Origin of the sequence: Kangiella sp. (assembly GCF_048265365.1) — a bacterium.
Classification (GTDB): domain Bacteria; phylum Pseudomonadota; class Gammaproteobacteria; order Enterobacterales; family Kangiellaceae; genus Kangiella.
Genome location: NZ_JBLXBT010000001.1, coordinates 1764074 through 1785232, shown reverse-complemented (window position 1 = coordinate 1785232; position 21159 = coordinate 1764074). Strand labels below are relative to the sequence as shown.

Here is a 21159-nt window from a genome sequence, read left to right as displayed (position 1 = left end):
GCCCGAGTTAAAACTTAATTTCGCATGCTGTACTCAAGGCTACCGTTAAGCATAGTCACGTCACCAACTGGCGTTGTTGAAAATTTGATTGGGCGGCGTATTGGACCAAGGTTGACGACAAAGCTACCGGTTTCTCCTTCAACTGCGTAGACAGGTCCGGACAACCCGCCGCTACGTAACCAAACATCGTTGCCGTTCTGATAAACAACTATTTCAGGCCATCCGTCTGTATTTACATAAGCGCCAAGTCGATCTTTCCATTCTGTAGTGAATGCAATTCTGTTGTTACGGTCGAGAGCATTAGCTTGTTCGCGGGCAAAGCTTTTCTCGAACCTTTTCACTTCATTGGCATAGCGCGACTGTGCAAGCTCCGGAGATGTTACTAAGTTATAGGCAAAGTTTGCAGCCAAGTGAGGGAGTACGTATCCACGTTGGTCATTGAAAAATGCGACTACCGCAACACCTTCCTCAGGCATAAATGATGCGTGAAAACTAACTCCCGCATAGCCCCCAAAGCGAGTAAGGATAGTGTCGCCGTGATAGTCAGCAATGTCCCATGCAAGGCTGTAGCCTGTGCGTTCATAGGTGAAATAGCGTTTGTCTTGGCTTGTTGTGGGCTTGTGTAAAATTTCAAAGAAATCGGCTGAAGTTGAAAGCTCTTTTCCTTGAGTTAGGTTGAACGTAAGCCACTTCGCCATATCCGCTAAAGTCGAGATATTACCCCCAGCCGCGTGTAGGGTCTCATCGGTTTTGAAAAGACCGGTGCGTAGAATCTCACCATTCTTATCAACTTCAATACTTGGTAGGATAGTATCAGCTAGGTAGTCACTTAACATTGAACCGGTGTCCTGCATTTGTAGAGGTGCAAACACCTTTTCTTTAATGAGGGTTTTCCAGCTCTTACCAGTTGCTTTTTTCATAGCGTGAGCAGCCAAAATAGGCCCCGTATTAGAGTAACGGAACACACCTGCTGGAGCAATCATGGTGTCAGTATTGAGCGCATCGACCAGTTCGACCTCTGTATCATAACCAAGAAAAGCAGTTTTAAATGTGTGCATAATGCTAGTAAAGCCCGCAGTATGATTCAGTAACTGAGTTACAGTGATAGCTTGTGTGTTTATTTTGGGATTATTGATCTCTTCAGCTAAGTACTTGTGAATTGGAGCATCAAGTTCAAACCTACCGTCTGAATCCAAAACCTGAGCTAAGGTACCGGTAAAGGCTTTGGTATGGGAGGCAATGAGAAATGGAGTTTTTATTGAAAGCCCATTTGATTCGGGGGTTGAGCCTTTCTCATTGAGGGTGTATGAGTAGCGAAGGCCAGTTTTGTCGACTACCGCAAGCAAAAAGTCTCCTTTGAGTTGATAGTTCTGATAGAGACTTTCTAAAGTTTTAGGGAGTTTTTGTTCAAGCAGTGTAAGTGCTGTGTCAGAGATGCCATCTGCTTTAGCACTAGTTGTTGTATAAAGTATTGCAGTTATTGCTGCAGCGATAAATTTTGATTTCATAGCTTATTTCCAAATAATCAGTTAAATCTACCTATTAGAAACATCGTAACCCTGTTTTGGATGCTCAAATTTAAACTTCTTGTGAAGAAACAAGCATGACGCTCATTAGTCCTACAATTATAACGCTCGCGACAATCAACGGTGATTGTGTGACAAAATGCACGATGGGATGCCAAGCCTTAGCACTATAGAAAAAAAGCAGCGGAGTGACGGCGCAACCGGCGCTAATTGATGATAACGCTAACATACGCTTACGAAACTTACTCTTTCGCTGAATTTGGTTAATAATTGTAGTGACAAAATACTCGTCAGTATCAGTTAGCTCATAAGCTAATAGATTCTTATAATCTTGTTCAGAAGGGGAGGTCATGATTTTCTCCTTGATTGTGATTGCTGTACCCACTTGGTCAGTTTGTGTTTGCCCCGATTAATATGTGACTTTACCGTACCCAGAGGCAGTTGTGTTACGTCAACAATTTCTTGATGGCTCATACCAGCACTGTAGGCAAGCGTCATACAGGTTCGCTCTGTGACAGAAAGTCGTGCCATAAGTTTTTCTATAAGTAATTCTTGCTCCACCGAATCACGGATTGATGGAGCAAGAACATCGTCTGTGAGTGCAACTTCAGTGTGGTGATGAGACTTTCGCATCTCATTCAGAAAACTACGGTAAGCGATGCTGTGCAGCCAAGTGTTGAAACCAGCTTCAGCACGGAAAGTTGAAAGTTTATCGTAAGCAGAGATAAACACTTGCTGAGCAATATCATCAGCCAGGGCTGAATTTCCACCAGTTAGCCTTCGTAAAAAGTGTAGAATAGACTGTTGGTGCTTGCGTACTAATGCAGCAAATGCATGGTGGTCATCGTCCACTAAAACGCGGCTGATGAGTGCTTTATCATTCATCTTTGTTTAACAGTACGAGAGTGCAAAATGCTAAGCCAACAAACAATGGAAACACACCAACTATGGTTCCAAGAATAAGGTTTCCACCAATAAGTCCACTTGCAATACAAGCCAGTCCTAGTGAGGTTAATATTAGTCCTTTACGTATATCACGCTTACGGTGGTCTATGTTTACGCCAAGCTGTTGTAATAAGTCTGGTGACAGTCTCCCTCCGTTCTCTAGATGTTTTTGTAAAGTGTTATGTAGTTTCTTTTTCTCTTGTGCACCTAGTAAAAGGGTAGTTATAACAACCAGTGCAATACAAATAATGCCGATGATGGGTATCCAAAGTTCTGACATGCTGTCTCCTTAACAAGTGATGTTATGTTAACTCTTACTAGTTTGACGCTTAAATGACCTGATTTAGATGCACAAATATTTACAAATCTAGATTCTGACGTAAATTACGAGCTTTGTCGGCAAGGATGGATTGTTTACTCCGCTCAAACTCCGAAATTATTTGTTCTATAAAGTAGGACTTATGTTCTGAATCACTGTTGCGCCAGTGTTGTTCCGCTAAATCAAATTTGCCTGCTTTTGTGTAGATCTTAGCTGCTGTGGTCGCGAGTTCGGAGAACTCTGCTGAACTTGATTCGACACCATATTGAGCCTTACGCTTTTTAAAGAGCTCTGTTAGCTCTTGAGGTGTATAGTCGCGGTTACTAAATTCAGCATAACTTGGCATATGATAGCTTTGGAAAGTTGCCAATAATGCGTCTCGTAACCCTGGTATTAATACCGATTGATGATTTGCTCGTGGATGTGAAATGATGGACAAGCTCGCTTTGCTGTCAGCAGATTCCCAAAGTGGTTGATAGAACTCCATTAGCCGGTGCTCTTCATTACCAAACACTATGTAATGTTCTGTATTTAGACGTGGGTTTGACAGACTCGACGGAATATCATCTACCGTTTCAAAGACGGGAGACAAGCTGATCAGCGCGGTAAATGGGTTTTCCTGAAGGGCCAGGGAGTTCATTAGCCCACCAGCTGTGTATGAGAAGCCGATTACAGTTTGCTGATTATGAGTTCGATATCCATTTGATATTTGCTGTGTAAGGTCAGTTGTAAGCCACTGGGTTAATTTATTCCGATCGCTTGTCACATTTTGATAGAGCTTATCAATCTTGACATCGACAATAATGCTCTCCGGGATGTCATGAAACTTCTCTAGCTGACGAATGGCATCTTGTGCATCTGTAAAATAGTCACCTAAATAGAATGAGTTGCTATCAATGAGATATACAACTGGATAAGATCGCGATTCACTTTTTGCGTAGCTTATTGGTAGGTGTACAGAATATTTGAAATTACCACTCATAGGTAGCTCTTTGGCATGACTTGACTTTGTATAACAGTATGAATAAAAAAGTAAGAAGAAAAAAATTAAGGGGGGAATTTTATATTTCATATTCAATTTTCTCTTTGGTGGATTCAAACGCGAACGAATTGACATCGTTATATGTAATTTCAGTAACGTAACAGGTAGCTTTGACAAAAGCACTATCTTCTCCGACTGTACTTTCTACTACACATTGCTGCGATTGGCGTACCTTCAATTTAGTTAAATCCGTTTTTGTTTTCTTAAGTATTGAGGCTAATGCAATACAAGAATTGCCATTAACAGGATCCTCGTCAATACCTAACTGCGGCGCAAACATCCGTCCTACATAAGTGTTTGACCCGGTTGTTGATGCATAAGTAAAGAAAGACTCTATTTCTGGATATAAAGACTTTATATCCATGAATAGAGAGGCATCTATTGCACTAATCTGCTTTTCATAAGCATACTCGATCATTAGACGCAGCTTGTGACTGGCAGTAGTTACAGACCAAAGTGAGACCGCGTCTGGAAACTGAATACGAATGTCAATATTAACAGATTGGCTAATGGCTTCATCTGAGAGTAGGGGAACCTTAATGGCAAATTCATCATTAACATGCTGTAGCGCTAAAACCTTGCCACCTAAATATAAGTCTACAGTCAGTCCTTCAAGCTGCATGACATAGCAAGCCGCGAGGGCTGCATGCAAGCAAGAGAGCATTTCACAAAAGGGCGAAAATATCCGTAAGGTTGCTCTGCTTCTCTGCAGGTGTATAAAAGCCACTTCAGAAAGACCGCTGGATGCTGCAATCGATTGCATTTCGGAAGCCGTCAAAACTTTGTTTGCGAGGTAAACAAGGCATTGATTACCTGTATTAGGAGCGTTTGAAAATACGGCGATACGATAACTTTTCAATATCTTTCTCTCTCAATATTGAGGTAAATAAAATCAATGCGGCACCAATGTAAGTACTCAAAGTCATAGATTGATCTAAGAACAAAAGCCCTAAAATGCTCGAAAAAATCATTCTCGAGTAGTCGACGGGTAGAACTTTTGCTGCGGGTGCCAAGGAAAAGGCTTTCGCCATAAATATTTGTGCTAAATAGAAAGCAGTACCGATTGCGAGCAGCCAGAAAAGTTCTGTATAAGAGGGAGTTGCCCATTCGTCGGTCGCCAATAATGCAGAAATCGGCAGCATAACGAGGTATGAAATATATAAAATATTTTGCGGTGACTCAGTGTCGGATAAGCTTTTGACAGAGACATAAGCCACGCCCGTCATAAAGGCTCCAAATAGTGCCGCTGCGTAACCAATCGTGTCACCGTCAGCACTGAAGCCGGTAATTATGAGCACCCCGGCAAAGCCAGCAGCTAACTTAACGAGAGTTGCGCCTGTTAGTTTTTCTTTAAGGTAAATGATGCTTAACAATGTACCGAAAATAGGCGCAAGAAATGTTATCGCCACAGAGTCTGCAACAGGTATCTTAGTGACCGAGTAAAATATACTGAGTCCACCGAGAAGTGTTGCACTTGCGCGTACTAAGTGTGTTTTCCAGCGCTTAAAGGATGCAAGTGGTATCCTTTTACTTGGAGCGAAAAGGAAAGTCAGGACAAAGCCCACTAAGTTACGAGCAAGGAACATGACCGTTACTGTCACCGACTGGCTAAGGTAGGACACAAGGATCCAAACAATGGTTTGGGAGAACCCGTAGCCTATCATGAAAAAATATGGTTTCATTTTATGCTCGTATTAATAAGAAATAGTTATCTTTGCCTTAAATCGCGAAAGTTCGACGATGTAGGCAATCAACTTCGATCCTCATCTCGAGCTTCCTCTCTATTCGGTGTTTAGTCGGCATCATTTGGTATTTATAACAAGTAGCAATAGACACAATCGATGATTCAAATTTGCACTACCGGTTTAACAAATATAATGAAATTAATTTGCGCTAAGACATGAAAATTTTCATATTCTTCTAAATCAAAACTGTCAACTACCCATGAAACAGTTGTTAAATTTCAAAAATAGACGCTGTAAGTAGTCATACAAAGTCCAAGCATTTTTTACAAAAGTATATCCGTGGGGTTGTTTTGCCCATTCAGCCAGAAAATGTCCCTCGTAATCCTCTTTAACGAAAAACTCAAAGACAACAATAAATGGTTACTCTCTTTACTTTTGTTGATGCAGGCACTTGTTCAACTCTATAAGTTGAGGTATCTCAGGGTGACGACTTAAGACTGACCTAATGATTTCTTCAGCGCGCTGTAATTGATCATGTTTGAGTAAGAAGTTTGCAAAGAAGTGTCCCCAGTATGGTGGAAATTCTTGTTGGTCAAGCTTTTCAAGATCACGCTCAATAGCCAAGAATAACTCTAGGTCATTTGCATCGACGGCATGCCTTGCCATGGTAAATTTAGTGTTTTCTGAAACTGTCGAACTAACGTGGTATCGTTGACCCCGCTTAGCAAAATAGTCTTTCACTGCCGGAACGCCACCAAAGGCATGAATTTCATTAATGTCGTAAAAAATCAACGCTGGATAGTCAGCAAAGACCCAAGCTAGTCCGCTAGTAAAAAGATCGATCGGTGTAGTGAAGTGGCTCAGGTCTGATGATAGCTTGTAATGTACTTCCAACTGAGAAGGGTAGTCATGACTAAGCTCTTTAAGTTTATCAAAACCTTCGATTGCGTAATTTTCTTGGGAGCCGAGGGCGAGGTAGAGTCGTTTGTTGAGAGTGTCTTTACTTGCTTCAGCTGATGCGAAAAGCTGTTCAACATTCTTCAAGCGCTCAGCAGACAAGTTAGGAGAGCTCGCAAATAAAAAGCTATCAAATAAGTCTGGGCGTGTCGTTAGGAGATCCAGGGCAAAACCGCCTGCATGCTCCCATCCCGCAAACAAGCGCATGTTACTGGCTGGATAGTGTTCATCAACGTAAGGAACTATGTCTTTTTCAATGAGGTCTATAAGCTCCACTGAATCTTGGTTAAGTAATTCTCTGCGTCGAGCCGAGCTGTCACCGATTCGATGCGTGTCAATGGCTACAACGATAAACTCAGGGCTTGATGAATTACGCCAATTTAAAGATCTTTGATAGCCGATGGCGCTGTGAATGAAATGCTGGCCATCTATGATATAAAGAGTCGGAAACTTTTCTTGGTCGTGCTCAAGGGTTGGGTCCGGTTGGTAAATTTGTACCTGAATATCTAAATCAAAACTAATTGTATCAATTTGCGCGGCCGCTGCTGGGAGTAGGGAGCTTGTAATCAGTAGAACAAATAACAATAAAAATCTTTTCATTTTTTGTACCTTAACGCTGGGCTGAGCCTAATTTGAAAGAACGAAATATAAATGTCGCTTGTTTGTAGCCGTAAATCATGCTCTTCATAGACTCACGAGTAGTAATGTTGCAATTAAGTGTGGAGGCTCCGTGATTGATATGAGTATTTATGATCATTATATGCAACATAATTTAAATCGTAGGCATATTTTTACGAGCAATTAGAAAGATGCTGGACTTTGTGGGCGACCATTCATGGATAATCTCAAAACCTGCGTCATTGACCTGTTTCATAAACCCGTCTTTGTCCAAAAACTTAATATAAGGAGCTCGTCCGATTGCCTGCATGATACGGATGATCCAACGAATGATAACTGGCTCATTCTTTAGTAGAGGAGTACTGGATACAAATATACCGCCAGTTTTTAGCATCTGATGTACTTGATTAAGAGTTGCTTCAGTTGTTTCTATTAGGTGCATAATATTGAGACCGAGAACTGCATCGTAGCGCTTGTCTGGGTGTTGTAGCTCCTCAATTTGTCCAACAAGAAACGAAGCATTTTTTACGCCAGCTTCTATTGCTTGCTGCTTTGCAATCTCTATCATTGCGGGTGATACATCAGTTGCGACAATGTGCTTGACTTTAGGTGCATGTAATATTGCAGTACCGCCTGTACCACACCCAAACTCAAAAATCTCATCATAAGCAGACAAATGTTGTTGCGTAAGGTTGATTTTTCTCTGATAAATAGCCTCATCAGGAATAGGCTTCTTAGCGTAACTAGGAGCCAGCTTATCCCAGAAGCGAGTCGTGGATTCGTTATCGATCATTATCAAAGTCCGGTATTTTCGTTATCACTATCATCTAAACCTCAAATTTATCAGTGGCTCTAATTAAAATCATTCATTTTAGATGTTGTCTCACTATACAAAAATGTATACTGAAGTCATTTGTGAGCTGAGAGATTAGCATGGATTTTGACTGGGATGATGCGAAAGCATTTATTGTGACGGCTGAGAGTGGCTCCCTGACGGCCGCCGCAAAGAAGCTACGTACAAGTCAACCAACGATAGGCAGGCGCGTAACGTCACTTGAGGAAAGTCTCGGTATCGTTTTATTTGAACGTAGTAAAAATAACTTATTTTTAACTCCACAAGGAGAGCGGCTACTTGCATCTTTAAAGGTGATGGAAAGGGGAGCTAACGAAGCTATCCTTGTGGCAAAAGGCGCTACAGACTCACTTGCCGGTTTGGTCACCATTGCTGCAAGCCAACTTGATGCAGTATTCATACTTCCGACTTTGATTGCTAAATTAAGAGTGCTTGAACCCAGTTTGCAAATTAAGCTAGAAGTCTCAAATGATAGTGCAGATCTTATTCATCGTAACGCTGATATTGCTATTCGTAACTATAGACCAACAGAGGAAAACCTTATAATACGTAAACTAAGAGACTCTAGCGTTAGCCTGTATGGTACACCAGAGTTGTGTACTCAGGTAAAGGCCCAAAATAAAGCAGCACGCAGGTTCCCCGTGATAGGTTTTCTTGAAACTGACTATCTAACAGAAGTCTTAGCCAAGGGAGGAATTACAAAAGAGCAAGTAGACTTTCTCAGTTTTAGTGATTTTCAACTAACCCACATTGAGTTAGCAAAAATAGGGGTGGGCTTGGCGTTATTACCAACAAACCTTGGTGAGACTTTAGCAGACCTCGAATGCGTATTACCTAAAGGAGAATCCGTATATAACTACAGCACTTGGTTAGTTTGTCATTCGGAACTTAAACAAAGTCAACGCATTAGGTTTGTTTTTGATTATTTGGCAAAACACTTAACGGCTATTAATCACAACTATACATAGAAGTAGCTGAACCCATAAAACACTTTATGCCAATGTTTTGGGAAATGAGAGTGGATTATCAAAGCGTAAGCGTATGAAGGCATAAGTTGTAGTTGTTAAAAGTGAAGTACTTTAGTTGGTCATACACCCAGTTTTCCCTCGTTTACATATAGGCTTGTAATTTTTTTCACAGAAATTCAGTATCTTATAAAGTGTTTTTTACACATACCTTTGTAAATTACAATGACACCAAACAATTTATTTTCATAAAACACATTCACTTGTAAAAAGTGTGACCAAATTTAGACTTCGTCTAATTTACGACTAATTAAAGTGCGTCATCTTTTGTTGTGCTGGATGAATGAGGGGGGGTAGAAATTAGTTTTCCTAAGGCATTGATTTTGCTACTATCCATTGGGGAAAAGAGAATTTAATGTCCGATGTTATATGGTATTAGCCTTAAAAGTGGACATTAAAAACAAGCTACCTTAAATCGAGAGGTTATCGGCGTTGTCCGGTAATATAATGTTAGGATGCAAAGGAGGCATAATGCCTAAACCGATATCGACAATAAAAAATCCACTTACGGTTATAGCGATTTTTGCTGGAATTGCTGAAGTTTCAGGGAGCGCAGTGCTTCCCTTTATTAGTGAGGCGAATCAGCAAACCTATATCTGGTTTTTAATGCTGTTCCCGTTTGCACTTGTTTTACTCTTCTTCATTACATTAAACTGGAATTACAAAGTGCTTTATGCTCCATCAGATTTTGAGAATGAAGATAACTTCCTAAATCTACTGCATAAAAGGGAGTCTTTAGTTGTAGAGCAAACTGTAGATGATGTAGATGAAGAAATAAACCCCGGGGTTTTGGACTTTGACGCAAACGAAATATTCAAATCTCATGATGTTTTAGACTTCAACAAGACAGATCGAGAGCGAAGAATGAGAGTTGAAAGTATGCTTTTCAGAGCTAGAAGAGATGAAGCCCGAATGGCTGAAGATCTTGTTTTCAAAAAACTCTCTCGAGACCTAGGTCAGAATTTTCAGCGAGAATTAAGCTTATCTTTGGATGGTATGGACTTCAGGCTTGATGCTGCTATCGCTACCGAGAATAGTTTGAATGCATTTGATATTAAATATCATCGTAGAATATCGAGTGGATTCTTTAATTCTCGTAGGTTTGAAGATCAAATATCTCGCTATAGACACATATATGAGCGATTATCCGACTCAAAAAAACTTGGTTTTAAAGTTACATTTGTTTTAGTAAGCGATGAAATAAATAACGAAGCTATGCAGCGACTTGAAGACCTTCTTTCTAACATGCCATTTAAAACTGATATTATTAGTTTTGAGTTTGATGAATTGATAAATGATTGCAGAAAAGCATCCTAACAAGCCACTGCACTCGGATATTTTACTCGCTACGCTCCTAAAATTCCGGTGAGTGGAGCGTTTATGGTATAGGAAAATTATGCAAGAAATAACAAGTATGTTGGCATCAAAGTTTAAGGTCAAAGATATTGATTTTGATAACTCACAATGGCATCTGGCCATCCCAAGCAGCTCAGGTTGGTACTTTATTGAAACCAATACTCCAATCGAAGTTCTAGTAAATTTATCGTCTCCACCATCCAAATATACGAATAATGATGGAGATCAGAAGAAATGTCGTAATTACAACATTAGTTCACGCGCTGGCTCATTACTAAGCTGCGTGGGAAGTGATGGTGTAATTGGCGGCCAATCCTTTAGAGTCGTCTATTCAGGGATGGCAAAAAATTTACTTAATAGGGCCAGAGAGCATACTTTTGCGCACTTGGGCACCGCAGGTTTGGCCTTGGCAAATTACCAAGAAATAAAGGACTACGATTGGAAGTTCCATTACCTAATCAACACTATAGTACCCGCTTCAAAAGCACACCGAAATGTTATTCTAAAGCTCGGTGAGCAAATTTGGCGTGCAAGCAATGGGTGGCCGATTCTATGTGCTGGGTAAGCCATAACAAGGCAATGTTGCGGATTCGCTACGCTCAGCAAAAAGGGTTTATGAAAACCACCATCCAGAACTAATTAATAATGGTAGAATGAAATTAGTTTGATAATTGTTAGATAAAGGTACTCAGAGTATACCAGTTTGCCATTAAAAAAACTTAAAGCACGAAAAATTTTAAATAAGTGCTATTATAGGTACCATGAGTACCTTAAATGATTCAAAATTAAACCGGCTTCTTCGTAGTCAGCCAGAAGATGTTGTTTTGACATCCTCATGGCTTGCTAAAGAGGGTTATAGCTACGATTTGCAAAAGCGCTATAGAAAAAGCAAGTGGTTTGACTCCATAGGCACTGGCGCACTAGTGCGCCATGGTAAGAAAGTAGACTATCTTGCTGGAATATGCGCATTGCAATCACAGCTTGGCCTGTCTGTTCACCCTGGAGGGAAGACGGCCTTATCACTTCAGGGTAAATCTCATTATTTAGAAGTATCTACCAAACGAGCTCAACTCTTTGGAAGTGAACATGAAAACCTGCCTAGTTGGTTTAGAAAATACGATTGGGGGTTAGAGCTAAAAACCACGCTTTCTTCATTTTTGCCTCCAGATATAGGCCTAATAGACTTTGAGTATAAAGGGTTTACAGTGAAAGTCTCTAGTCCAGCTAGAGCTATACTTGAGTGTTTATATCAGGCTCCCCAGAAGCAGCCTTTATTAGAAGTGTATGAACTAATGGAGGGATTGAATAATTTAAGGCCAGCTAACGTAAACAAGTTACTAATAAATTGCACCTCAGTAAAAGCGAAGCGTTTATTCTTGTATATGGCTGAAAAAGCTGAACATGCCTGGTTTAATCATATAAAAATAGATGAGCTGGATTTAGGGTGCGGTAAACGTAGCATCGTTAAGAATGGTGTCTATGTGCCAAAATATAAAATAACCGTCCCCAAGAAACTCGAAGACAATAATGGATAGTAGGAGTAAAACTACTCTAGGATGTTATACCAGAGGATTACTAGCCAAAACTCAAGCTAGCATTGCCCAGACAAAAGCGGCTTTTTTGTTTTGCTAGTCAGATTCCTGGTCACTTCGGCAGTTATCATAGCTATGTTCAGTAGTGATTATGATTCAACAATAACTACATTGGGTACTTTTAATATGCAACCTGCTAGCTTAATAATCGTAATAGGTGGCTTGACTGTTATATTCGTACTTATAGTTATAGATTGAAATCGGTTGATTGAAGGCCCTAACAATCATTAGCATTCTGATTGATTATTCAAGTGCTTATTAAGCTCAACGAACTGGTTTTAGATAACTGGTCGTTTTTACGACCAACTAAATTAATTCAACTTTCATAGGGTCAGTGAATTGCTTAGTAGTATTCTGCACTAAATACGAAGAGTTTGGTTTTCAGAAAATAGTTTTTCCAAAGACATTGACTTTGCTATTATCCATTGAGGTAAAGTAAGTTTAAAATGAGGTAAATAATATTATGTGCAAAAACGGTATCTGTCAGTGAAAATTTACCTTGATGATGAGAGAGAAACCCCTGATGGGTGGACAAGAGTCTACTGGCCAGAAGAAGCTATAGAGTTGCTGAAAACTGGTAATGTAGAAGAGATAAGTTTAGATCATGATCTTGGAGATGATGATCACGGAACGGGATACGACGTAGTACTGTGGATAGAAGAACAGGTTATTTTAAACCAATTTTCGCCACCGATAATCAAAGTACATTCTGCGAATTCTTCTGCTCGCAAAAAAATGGAGTTGGGTATAAACAATATTTATGCAAAAAAGTAAAAACAAATAACCAAGGACTCAAGCCCACTAGTACTTAACTGCGCTCTGTACCAGTAGCTTAGTCAAAGCGTCAGTAATCAATATGACAATTATAATAATGAGAGAGGGTGTTTGCTCGCAGATGAATTGCACGAATACGAAAAATGTCCTTCGCAAAGTCATGGAGGCGCAAGGCATTTTCAGCTACCGGTTCAATGTAACAATTATCAGTTTTAAATTTTCACGAGACCTATAATTGAAGGTCTCTCGAGTAGCGCTCAACTAAAAAAATCTTTTAAAACCTTTAGTTCTTCCTCAAATCCTTTGCGCATAATCTTTTTATCTTTCTTAAATCGACAATTAACTTTTAGCATTTCAGAATGATCTTTATTTGATATCGTGTGCTTCCATTTCGGAAGAGATATCTTATTACAAATTTGCTTTGGATATAACAGTGCAGTAGTGTTTTCGTGGGTGTCGAGTATTAGCTCAAGTGGGAAAGAAACCTTGTATCTGGAGTAGCGCATACATTCATCGATTTCATAGATAAAAATCAAGTCTGAATTTTTATTATAGTACAGATCGAATGCAGACAAGAACATACAGTGAATTTTGACGTAAGCATACAAAAGGGTGACATACGATAATTCTTCAATTAGTGTGGCGGTTTTATCTGTTGGCTTTATGTAGGTAGCGAGTGTAAATGGGTTCTTAAGTTTTTGTTCAGAAAACACATATGCGGCAATACTATGGATAATAACGCTCTTGTCAATTTGTTTAATACTTGATTCTATTAAATGCATCCAACAAGAATAAGCCATACAGTAAGGGCAGCAAAACCTCACTTTGGCATGAGTTATGAATGGCAGTAGAGTAAGCGATGGATCAAGGGTTTCCAGTGATTGCCTGATTACTTTGTTGGCTCTGGTTGTTGCTTTTATTATAGAATCCTTAAGCTTTGGTATTTTTTTTAAGTCATCGTACGTTATTGGTTCTGCTAGTATTATATTATTATCAAGCTGGAACGATTGCTTATGTAATGCGTAGGTTTTAGACGCTACAGCAGATATTGATTTGCTAGAAGTAAGGTCTTCCTTGATTAGGTAGGAAGGAAACAGCTTGCTCTGTGTGATATCTATAAAGTGGGATAATTCACTATCCAGCTCATCCGAATAGACTAATCGATTTTTACTGTTGTCTTTACATTTCTGTATGAGTTCATATATTCGCACCAGTGTGACCTTTGAAGAATTTTTCGCAATTACTCTAGCTTCTAAATAGTTATAGTACTGTTCATCGACTTGACACTTTGTGCACTTATTGTCTTTACTTAGAGAATCCAGCCATCCTTTTTTGCATGCTTGACAGTATTTGGTAAGTCGTTTGTTATGAATCGGACATCGCTTCATCCACACATAATTGTAGAAATGGCTATAGAAGCCAATCTTTGCGCAATCAGGACAGCTTTTAGGTTTCAGCCTGGTAGGAAAGCGCCTATATTCTTCCGGCCTTAGTACACCTGTATATTTTGATTTTTCGCACCATTGCATGTATTTAGTGATTAATTTAGCTTGTCCTTTGTGATGATTCAGCTGCTCTGCTTCGGTGAGTAAATTCAATTGTGGATTACTGTATAGAGGGTTACATTTGATTAAATGATGTCGCAGTGATACATCTGATTCAAAAGGGCATATAAAATCAAAGCCAAAATTCATTTTAAAGCTCCTCAAGTTTAACTTGATCTACAATTAAGTCGCTGTTATTAATGCAATGCTCAATTAATTCGAAACTAATATCTGTGACATCAGGTTGAGGTAAATAATGGGTTATAAACAGGTTGACAAAACAGAAAAAACTTTCTGTGGACCAGTGCTTGAGTTTATACGGAGTTTTAAATTTTTCGAAAAACACTTGCCAGATTAGGCTTGCGTACTTTTGGAGTTTAAATGTTTCGTACTCTTTGCCACTTTTTTTTAAAAAATATTGTGAGTAACTCACATCAGAAGTAGTCGGGAATGTGAGTCGGTCGTACTCACTAAGAATATGACTGACAGACTCAAGCTTAGTAATAGGTTGATAAAAGTAAGCTCTTTTGAAAAATCGTTCGTATATGTGGGTGTCTTCCCGTTCCTGTAAAAGCCGATATGTATCCTTAAAATTATCTAGGTTGGCAATGAAAAAAATATGACAAAGGGTTCCAAAGGAATCTTTTAATCGATCATAAATCTCAGCATATATAGAAAACTGTCGGATCGACAGCCGTTGTGCCTCATCCACCATAAGCACTAGTCGTTTACTTTGTGACTCATAGCACCTGTCGAGTAGATATGTAATATAGTGTTGCGATATTTCATCGCTAGTGGCTCTGCTTTTTAAAGGAAAATCATAATTGAATGCAAGTTGTCGCCAAGCACCTCTACTGGTTTTGCGATCTCTTGAAGCAATATAAATAATTTCGTACGGGATCGATTGATTATCTGCATCTTTTAGAAAAGGTGTAATAATCTTAGTGCTGGTAGATTTGCCACTTCGGCTGTATCCATAAATGAGCGCACCAGGCAATCCACGTCTAATAATACTGGAACAAAACTGAAGTAATCCCTCATTCTCCAAAGTGTGGATCTGCAATAACTCAGGGTGTTTTAAAGGGTGTTCGATTTTAGATGCGTCGTCGTTCATAGCGAGTTCTTTAAAGTGTTCCATCCATTGCATAAAGCTTACCTCTGCGATGTATCTCAGGAGATTTTCACTTGTTCCCAGGGCATCCTGATTTGGGAACTAATGTAGTTTGCTGACTGTTCATACGAATTAGAGCTGAACCCAACCTCACTCAAGTCGTCTGTTTTTACCATGTCCAACACTAACTCTCTACTTTGTGAATTTTCGAAGCCAAGCCGTACCATTTCTAGCTGGACGCTGGGTTTATGAAAGTTTTTTTGTAAGATAGTAAAGTACTCCGTAAAAGCATCGCCTGATGCGAACAGCAAATTTTTGGTCGTCTTTATGATACGTTTACGTGTGACGATACCGTGTGCATAGCGTCTCCACATTCGTGGAACGATCAGCTCCGCTATGAAATCACCATTTGGGAGGTAAGCTTTGATTTTTCGGATATCCTGCGGATCAAACTCTATCGAAACGGTAGTGGTCGTATTTACAGATTTTGACCAGTCCATAACGGTGTATCTTACGCCATAAAAGTTAACCCAAGGATGCTGCTTTTTTGTTTTGCTAAAGTGAAGCTTTCGTAGTTTTGGATCTTTTACCAGCTGGCTTTGTGGTGCTTGCGGTGGTCTCATACAATAGTATTGGTGTTGAATTAATTCCTTCAGCTTTTCAACGGGGCAGATGCCTCCTAGCCTTGCCTGAGGTTTTTGATTGTATTCTGCAATCTGAATGCTCATCATTTCCAGTAACGTTTGAACATTGACCTTGGGCGGTTTTTTCTTAAGACGCTTGCTTTCTTTTATAGGGTCATGTGAATGAGAACCAGTTGTTGAACGATGTCTATGAGTCACAGTGTTGATCATGAGAAAGAGTCGCTCGATCTGCTCTCTTGCATTAGGGTTTTCTGGATGACCATAATGTAAGCATGCCTGTTGATCGTGAGCGTATTGGATACAGTTGTTTCCGAAATGCGCCATGTCATTATCAAGACTGATCACACCTATCTGAACTCTGGGCAACCATGCTTTTAAATCGTTAAGATTTGGTCCTTCGGGGTAAGAAAGGGATGGCGTTTGGATGGTCAGTTTCGGCTTCGGATAATGAATTTGCTTCAAAACGTTCATGATGTCCCACTGACTGCACCGAAGGTTGATGCTGAAATGAAATGCCAAAATACAGCCAGTAGAACAGTCAGTGGCCATAACAATCCAGAACCGCTTCACTCTAACAAGCGTTCGACGACCAAAAATCTCGAATTCTATGGCTGTCTCACAATCGAAATGTTGCTCGTCTATTTGGATTTCTTCGAAAGCCATGTCCGAACGTTTACTGATACTCTCGCGCCAGGGCCTACTTTCGGGGCATCTCAGCTCAGATAGGTAATCATGAAAATAACGTCGAACACTTTGGTATGCTAGGGATTGGGTGGTGTAGGGGTAATGATCTTTGGGAACACCAAATTGAATTAACAGCGATAAAAAAGTTTTATGTAGAATGTTCGGTGTAAGATTCTCACTGGTAGCAGTCCCACGGTAGCTGGCTTTTATTTTAGCCTGCAATTCAACTTCGATATCTGGATACTTTTTTAGCAGAGCTTTAAAGGCAAAGACGGAACCACGGCCATCCGCCAAGGTCGGCATTGGTGACTGGCGTTGTTTTTCATGTTGGATAAGATTGGGGATCAACCCTTTATACAAAGCAGGGGGCTCACCATCATAGGTTCCCAGGGCTCGATTGAGCAAATAATAGACCATGCTAGGCGAGACATTGTGAGTCATGGCCGTTTTTTTTACGCTCACTCCTTGTTGAAAGTATTTTATTATTTCAACATTTCTGATGAACTTAGCACGGTTTTTAGAAGACATCGTGGCTGTATCCACATGCATCGGCCAATTGTTGAGATCATTCAACTCAGGTTTTTCGATCAAAGTAGAGCGGAATCCATTCATAAGCTCAAAACCGTATCAAAGCCCAAGTCAGACTGCTCCAGAGCCAGGCTGATGAGCCCGGCATGAGCTAAGCGAAAGACAGCGACTTCCGTTGCATAAGTTCTTTGCCTATCACCACTATCTATGAAATCGCCTAACTCAATTCCTTCATCTGACATTAACAGCTTCGACATGATCTCATCTTGTAACTGGGTGGTTCTGATCCGGGATTTATTTGCCGCGACAAGCACTTGAACGATTTTAAGCCAGTTCACGGCTTTTTGCTCTTGCGCTAAAATGGATTCGTTGGTTATCACCTCAAATCGTATTTGGTATTTGTGTAAAAATGGCTCCAAATATTGCTCGTAGTGAAATGGGGTTTGGGCTTCTGGTTTAATTTCCATCACTATCTTTTGATTGCCTCGAATCACGAAAACATCCGGAATGTACCGCTTACCATTAATTTTAAATTGATACGGCTGTGGGACATAACTTTGCACAGAGGGATCCGCTTCAAGCAGACCGCCATGCAGATATTCTGCTAAGGAATGAAACGGCGATGGAAGAGGGTGCTTAAGCATGATTTGTTCATAGTAATTGGTTTTGCGACGAAAACTTAGTGGTGTATGATGGCATACTGGATGTCTCAGAAAGTCTACCGACTTATCTGTCATAACCTCTAGGAGCTTATTCTTTGTCATTCATTTGACCTTGTTCAACTGCAGGAAATCGTTTCCCGCCCAATGCTAATGCGTATTGTATTAGCAGATCACATCCTGAAAACTAAGTCTCAATTGCATGTAGGGCATGCCCCTAGTGTCTGCTCGACCTGCACATTAATTTGTGTGAGAAACTGAATAAGGGGTTACGATGAGTAAGACAACCAAGCTCGTCCTCAAACGTTTTCAAGTGTGTGAATTACTTGGGATCACTAGAGGGGAATTCGAATACTGGTTTCCTGTATTTACACCGAGTGAATTTGATCGAAAGGGGCTGGATATCATTCAAGTATTTGCCTTTTCTTTGATTGTTCACCTAATTAAAGAAGTGAATCTGAAACCCGCCAACCTACCGCAACAAAGGCTACGAAATACTCTTAAGGAAATTGTGGACCTGTTAAAAAGAGACAGCGAGCTTAATTATATTTGGATACTAAGTTATGACTCAAAAGCTGACCAGCTGCTCCATGCAGACGATACTAGCTTTTATCAATTTGTCCTGAACAGCAAAACCACAACCATCATTAATCTAAAATTACTATGGAGTCATTTCAGAACAAAATTTTGTTCAATAATCTGAAAGATGAATTTGACACTTTAAATCAATATTACTTCGTTTAATGGTGCAGCTCAATGAACCGTTGTTGCGTTATATGGGATGACTCGATATAGCGCATTGCTGTTTTAGGATCTTTCCAACCTACATATTCCATAAGCTCTTTAAGGCTCCAGCCATTACTGTCGGCCCAGGATGCGAACCCCCGTCGTAACGAATGACTACTAAAGGCATCAGGGTATAATAGTCCAGCACCTCTTGCACACTCTCGAACAATATTAATGATTGTATTGGATGTCATGCTCTTATGATTAAAATGTCCCCAGCGGTCGATCCCTACAAATAGCGGTCCTTTGCTTAATTCAGCGGCCGTAACCCACTCCTGATAAGCGGTGACAGGGCAGAGTTTTTGCAAAGCTGGAACTTTATAGGTCACCCCTTTATTATCCCTATCGCCTTTCGTAGTAGGAAAATACAGTGACATTCCCTTGTTGGGGATAACGGTCACGTACTCAACATCTATATTAGTGAGTTCATCTGCTCGAAAAGCACGCCAGAACCCGAGTAGCAGAATGGCTTTATTTCGAATGAGTCTCAATCCTTTCCTATAATCCTTTGACTCCTTTATCGACTCCTCAAGCCACTGAATAATGATTTTCAATTCTTCTAATTGGAGAGGCCGAGCCTGCTTGGTTTGGTATGTATGCGTTGCTCGGATACCTTTCATTACTTTTTTTACTAATGGTGCTTTCGTAGGATCTGGAAAACCGTATTCATGATGCCATTTTGCAAGTACGGCCAACCGGTGCGCTAAGGTGCTTGAAGTCAGCTTATCAGCGTAGTGACTGAGATACTGTGCAATCGCAGCTGGAGTGGCAGGTAAGAGCCCACCCCAGTGACGTTCATAGTGTTCAACGGCGGTACGGTAACTGCGTACCGTATTTTCGCGAGTGGCTGCGTTGACGTAAAAACTCACTAAATCAGTATTTTTAGAATTGGGCATATATGCGTGTTATGTACGACTTTATCTCATCATATCGTCCAAAAATGCCTGTCACAATAGATAATCTATTATTATCCAAAATGAAACATCGAAAGCTATAGACATGTAAAGAGTATAGAAATAGTATGTATATACATATTACACAATACAGTACAAAATAATCAGAGGTTTCAAAAATGGCGCGCATCGGTATTTCTCAATATGACGTTGAAAAAGCATATAAGTCATTGACTTCACAGGGTGTTAATAACCCATCAATTGATGCAATACGAGCTGAGCTGGGTAACACAGGCTCCAAAACCACCATCTCAAAATACCTCAAAGATATTAAAAAGACCCGTACTAACGGTACACTCACCGAGGTCAAAGTCTCCGACGCCATTGGGCACCTGGTAAGCCAGCTTGCTGCCAGGCTCAACGCTGAAGCGAATAAAACCATTGAAGACATGGAGCAAGCTTTTGAGAATGAGCGTCAGGCCTGGAATCAAGAAAAGTCAGGACTTGAGGAGTCGTTAAGCCAAGCCACAGAGCAAAATAAAGCTCTAAGTGAGAACATTCACTCACTACAGGCGAAGCTCAATACTGCCAGCCGTGAGAGTGAGCAACTGAACATTGAGTTGCAAGGTATTCAAAGTGACTTGAAAGAACTTACAGCCGTTTGTCGACAAAAAGATGAACGAATTATCGATCTGGAGAAGAGTCTGCAACACAGTTATGACAACTTGAGCCACTTCCGCGAATCCGCCAAAGAACAACGTGATCAACAAGAGCGCAAGCACGCTGAAGAAGTGTCGGGATTGCGAGCAGAGCAGCGAAAGCTGGGGCAAACCATTGCCTCTCAACAGTCAGAACTCACGCAGTTGAACCGTCAGAACGCTGAGCTAATCACCGAAAAGCGGTTGTTGGCCAAGTCACAGCGCGAACTTCAAAACTCATTAAAAACGTTAACTGAAAAGGTGCAGTCAGCCAGTACTGACAGAGAGGAGCTACTAGCGCAACTTGATGCTATAACCAAAGAAAACAATGAGCTAAACACTTCCGTTGTGCAGCTAGAGCATGAGATTGAGGAATTGAAATCGCCCAAGAAACTCGCAAAAAACAGGAAGTAGCCAAGTCTGAAAGCTAGCGTTTAACCACAAAGCTGTGTAATAGTTGGTTAGTATCCACTTATCTTTTGTGAACTAACTGATAATCTGCTAGTCTACTGCCCTGCATTTATGAGAACGAGTAGAGACTCTTTTTTACCGTGAACCGTCAACTTTTAACTTTCGCTCTAGCCATATTGATTGCCCTGCAATCGGTAGTTGCTGTGGCGGACGTCCATCAGTTTCATCAATCCGGTTCTGAGCATCTTACTTTTGATCACGAGCATCAAAAAGCTCACTCCTCTCCAATACCAGATGATGACAAGCGTTGGTTAGAATCAGAAAAGAGCAAAAGCTACCAGCTTGATTGCCACCATTGTTGTCACTGTCATGGCTCATCACACCCTTTCTTTCTGGGTCGCCAAGATATCTCTGCTTCTCTTTATCAAAAGGGGGCTATTTTAGGCAACCCTTCCCATTACAGTTCCCATATAGCATTCCCTGATAATCCCCCTCCGATCAGTTAAATA

Annotated in this window: 22 protein-coding genes; 8 read left to right on the top strand and 14 right to left on the bottom strand. The window is 40.5% G+C overall.

The genetic code is table 11. The features are described from left to right. Positions 1-14: 14 nt before the first annotated feature. The 9 genes from ACN0VI_RS08290 to ACN0VI_RS08250 all read right to left on the bottom strand — a co-directional run bounded on the left by ACN0VI_RS08290 (position 15) and on the right by ACN0VI_RS08250 (position 7885). Complete coding sequence (locus ACN0VI_RS08290; RefSeq protein WP_417446410.1) at positions 15-1508, bottom strand: serine hydrolase domain-containing protein; 1494 nt, start codon at positions 1506-1508, stop codon at positions 15-17. A 70-nt stretch (positions 1509-1578) separates the two neighbouring features. Continuing rightward, entirely contained in the window at positions 1579-1878 is a 300-nt protein-coding gene (locus ACN0VI_RS08285; protein ID WP_331892019.1) for a hypothetical protein, read from the bottom strand. Next, positions 1875-2411, bottom strand: coding sequence for a sigma-70 family RNA polymerase sigma factor (locus tag ACN0VI_RS08280; RefSeq protein ID WP_331892020.1), 537 nt, complete (start codon positions 2409-2411; stop codon positions 1875-1877). The genes ACN0VI_RS08285 and ACN0VI_RS08280 overlap by 4 nt, the downstream gene beginning before the upstream one ends. Continuing rightward, a complete protein-coding gene (locus ACN0VI_RS08275; protein WP_331892021.1) occupies positions 2404-2751 on the bottom strand; it encodes a DUF6249 domain-containing protein in 348 nt (115 codons plus the stop codon). Before ACN0VI_RS08275 ends, ACN0VI_RS08280 begins: the two co-directional genes overlap by 8 nt. A 79-nt stretch (positions 2752-2830) precedes the next feature. Beyond that, the gene (locus ACN0VI_RS08270; RefSeq protein WP_417446409.1) at positions 2831-3772 is read right to left on the bottom strand and encodes an alpha/beta hydrolase-fold protein; all 942 of its coding nucleotides are present in this window, start codon (positions 3770-3772) and stop codon (positions 2831-2833) included. Positions 3773-3851: 79 nt separating this feature from the next. Beyond that, positions 3852-4691 (bottom strand): PhzF family phenazine biosynthesis protein, encoded by an 840-nt coding sequence (locus tag ACN0VI_RS08265; RefSeq protein ID WP_417446408.1) that lies wholly within the window; start codon positions 4689-4691, stop codon positions 3852-3854. Beyond that, the gene (locus ACN0VI_RS08260; protein ID WP_331892025.1) at positions 4651-5514 is read right to left on the bottom strand and encodes a DMT family transporter; all 864 of its coding nucleotides are present in this window, start codon (positions 5512-5514) and stop codon (positions 4651-4653) included. The genes ACN0VI_RS08265 and ACN0VI_RS08260 overlap by 41 nt, the downstream gene beginning before the upstream one ends. 432 nt (positions 5515-5946) lie before the next feature. Further along, on the bottom strand, positions 5947-7074 hold the full coding sequence (locus ACN0VI_RS08255; RefSeq protein WP_417446407.1) for a hypothetical protein: 1128 nt from the start codon (positions 7072-7074) through the stop codon (positions 5947-5949). Between the two features lie 172 nt (positions 7075-7246). Continuing rightward, positions 7247-7885 (bottom strand): class I SAM-dependent methyltransferase, encoded by a 639-nt coding sequence (locus tag ACN0VI_RS08250; RefSeq protein WP_331892028.1) that lies wholly within the window; start codon positions 7883-7885, stop codon positions 7247-7249. 140 nt (positions 7886-8025) lie between these two features. On the opposite strand from ACN0VI_RS08250, the gene ACN0VI_RS08245 reads away from it, so the two are divergent. The 5 genes from ACN0VI_RS08245 (at position 8026) to ACN0VI_RS08225 (ending at position 12692) form a co-directional block, all read left to right on the top strand. Next, positions 8026-8913 carry a LysR family transcriptional regulator gene (locus ACN0VI_RS08245; RefSeq protein ID WP_417446406.1) on the top strand — a complete coding sequence of 296 codons (888 nt, stop codon included), beginning with the start codon at positions 8026-8028 and terminating at the stop codon, positions 8911-8913. 528 nt (positions 8914-9441) lie between these two features. Continuing rightward, positions 9442-10287, top strand: coding sequence for a hypothetical protein (locus ACN0VI_RS08240; protein WP_012801183.1), 846 nt, complete (start codon positions 9442-9444; stop codon positions 10285-10287). 79 nt (positions 10288-10366) lie between these two features. Next, entirely contained in the window at positions 10367-10891 is a 525-nt protein-coding gene (locus ACN0VI_RS08235; protein WP_012801184.1) for a hypothetical protein, read from the top strand. Positions 10892-11087: 196 nt separating this feature from the next. Beyond that, positions 11088-11861 carry a type IV toxin-antitoxin system AbiEi family antitoxin gene (locus tag ACN0VI_RS08230; RefSeq protein WP_417446405.1) on the top strand — a complete coding sequence of 258 codons (774 nt, stop codon included), beginning with the start codon at positions 11088-11090 and terminating at the stop codon, positions 11859-11861. Positions 11862-12404: 543 nt separating this feature from the next. Continuing rightward, positions 12405-12692, top strand: a complete 288-nt coding sequence (locus tag ACN0VI_RS08225; RefSeq protein ID WP_012801186.1) for a cyclic-phosphate processing receiver domain-containing protein — start codon at positions 12405-12407, stop codon at positions 12690-12692. Positions 12693-12949: 257 nt separating this feature from the next. On the opposite strand, the gene ACN0VI_RS08220 is transcribed toward ACN0VI_RS08225, so the two are convergent. Genes ACN0VI_RS08220 through ACN0VI_RS08205 form a run of 4 tightly spaced genes read right to left on the bottom strand, consistent with a single transcriptional unit; the run spans position 12950 to position 17967 of the window. Beyond that, positions 12950-14386, bottom strand: coding sequence for a hypothetical protein (locus ACN0VI_RS08220; RefSeq protein WP_417446404.1), 1437 nt, complete (start codon positions 14384-14386; stop codon positions 12950-12952). A 1-nt stretch (position 14387) separates the two neighbouring features. Next, positions 14388-15383 (bottom strand): ATP-binding protein, encoded by a 996-nt coding sequence (locus tag ACN0VI_RS08215; RefSeq protein ID WP_012801188.1) that lies wholly within the window; start codon positions 15381-15383, stop codon positions 14388-14390. Between the two features lie 23 nt (positions 15384-15406). After that, positions 15407-17266, bottom strand: a complete 1860-nt coding sequence (locus tag ACN0VI_RS08210; protein ID WP_417446403.1) for a hypothetical protein — start codon at positions 17264-17266, stop codon at positions 15407-15409. 17 nt (positions 17267-17283) lie between these two features. Then, positions 17284-17967: a hypothetical protein gene (locus ACN0VI_RS08205; RefSeq protein ID WP_012801190.1), complete on the bottom strand. Its 684-nt coding sequence runs from the start codon at positions 17965-17967 to the stop codon at positions 17284-17286. A gap of 169 nt (positions 17968-18136) precedes the next feature. On the opposite strand from ACN0VI_RS08205, the gene ACN0VI_RS08200 reads away from it, so the two are divergent. Further along, on the top strand, positions 18137-18565 hold the full coding sequence (locus ACN0VI_RS08200) for a hypothetical protein (RefSeq protein ID WP_417446402.1): 429 nt from the start codon (positions 18137-18139) through the stop codon (positions 18563-18565). Positions 18566-18602: 37 nt separating this feature from the next. Here the strand turns inward: ACN0VI_RS08200 and ACN0VI_RS08195 are convergent, their stop codons facing one another. Next, positions 18603-19544, bottom strand: coding sequence for a site-specific integrase (locus ACN0VI_RS08195; RefSeq protein ID WP_417446401.1), 942 nt, complete (start codon positions 19542-19544; stop codon positions 18603-18605). Positions 19545-19720: 176 nt separating this feature from the next. Here ACN0VI_RS08195 and ACN0VI_RS08190 point away from each other — a divergent pair, with 176 nt between their 5' ends. Beyond that, positions 19721-20653, top strand: coding sequence for a DNA-binding protein (locus ACN0VI_RS08190; protein WP_012801193.1), 933 nt, complete (start codon positions 19721-19723; stop codon positions 20651-20653). Positions 20654-20790: 137 nt separating this feature from the next. Then, positions 20791-21156 (top strand): hypothetical protein, encoded by a 366-nt coding sequence (locus ACN0VI_RS08185; RefSeq protein ID WP_012801194.1) that lies wholly within the window; start codon positions 20791-20793, stop codon positions 21154-21156. Positions 21157-21159 lie beyond the last annotated feature (3 nt).

Coding starts and splice junctions, on each gene's coding strand:
- ACN0VI_RS08290 (WP_417446410.1), bottom strand. CDS start 1,508: ATGAAATCAAAATTTATCGCTGCAGCAATAACTGCAATACTTTATACA.
- ACN0VI_RS08285 (WP_331892019.1), bottom strand. CDS start 1,878: ATGACCTCCCCTTCTGAACAAGATTATAAGAATCTATTAGCTTATGAG.
- ACN0VI_RS08280 (WP_331892020.1), bottom strand. CDS start 2,411: ATGAATGATAAAGCACTCATCAGCCGCGTTTTAGTGGACGATGACCAC.
- ACN0VI_RS08275 (WP_331892021.1), bottom strand. CDS start 2,751: ATGTCAGAACTTTGGATACCCATCATCGGCATTATTTGTATTGCACTG.
- ACN0VI_RS08270 (WP_417446409.1), bottom strand. CDS start 3,772: ATGAGTGGTAATTTCAAATATTCTGTACACCTACCAATAAGCTACGCA.
- ACN0VI_RS08260 (WP_331892025.1), bottom strand. CDS start 5,514: ATGAAACCATATTTTTTCATGATAGGCTACGGGTTCTCCCAAACCATT.
- ACN0VI_RS08255 (WP_417446407.1), bottom strand. CDS start 7,074: ATGAAAAGATTTTTATTGTTATTTGTTCTACTGATTACAAGCTCCCTA.
- ACN0VI_RS08250 (WP_331892028.1), bottom strand. CDS start 7,885: ATGATCGATAACGAATCCACGACTCGCTTCTGGGATAAGCTGGCTCCT.
- ACN0VI_RS08245 (WP_417446406.1), top strand. CDS start 8,026: ATGGATTTTGACTGGGATGATGCGAAAGCATTTATTGTGACGGCTGAG.
- ACN0VI_RS08240 (WP_012801183.1), top strand. CDS start 9,442: ATGCCTAAACCGATATCGACAATAAAAAATCCACTTACGGTTATAGCG.
- ACN0VI_RS08235 (WP_012801184.1), top strand. CDS start 10,367: ATGCAAGAAATAACAAGTATGTTGGCATCAAAGTTTAAGGTCAAAGAT.
- ACN0VI_RS08230 (WP_417446405.1), top strand. CDS start 11,088: ATGAGTACCTTAAATGATTCAAAATTAAACCGGCTTCTTCGTAGTCAG.
- ACN0VI_RS08220 (WP_417446404.1), bottom strand. CDS start 14,386: ATGAATTTTGGCTTTGATTTTATATGCCCTTTTGAATCAGATGTATCA.
- ACN0VI_RS08215 (WP_012801188.1), bottom strand. CDS start 15,383: ATGCAATGGATGGAACACTTTAAAGAACTCGCTATGAACGACGACGCA.
- ACN0VI_RS08205 (WP_012801190.1), bottom strand. CDS start 17,967: ATGACAAAGAATAAGCTCCTAGAGGTTATGACAGATAAGTCGGTAGAC.
- ACN0VI_RS08200 (WP_417446402.1), top strand. CDS start 18,137: ATGAGTAAGACAACCAAGCTCGTCCTCAAACGTTTTCAAGTGTGTGAA.
- ACN0VI_RS08195 (WP_417446401.1), bottom strand. CDS start 19,544: ATGCCCAATTCTAAAAATACTGATTTAGTGAGTTTTTACGTCAACGCA.
- ACN0VI_RS08190 (WP_012801193.1), top strand. CDS start 19,721: ATGGCGCGCATCGGTATTTCTCAATATGACGTTGAAAAAGCATATAAG.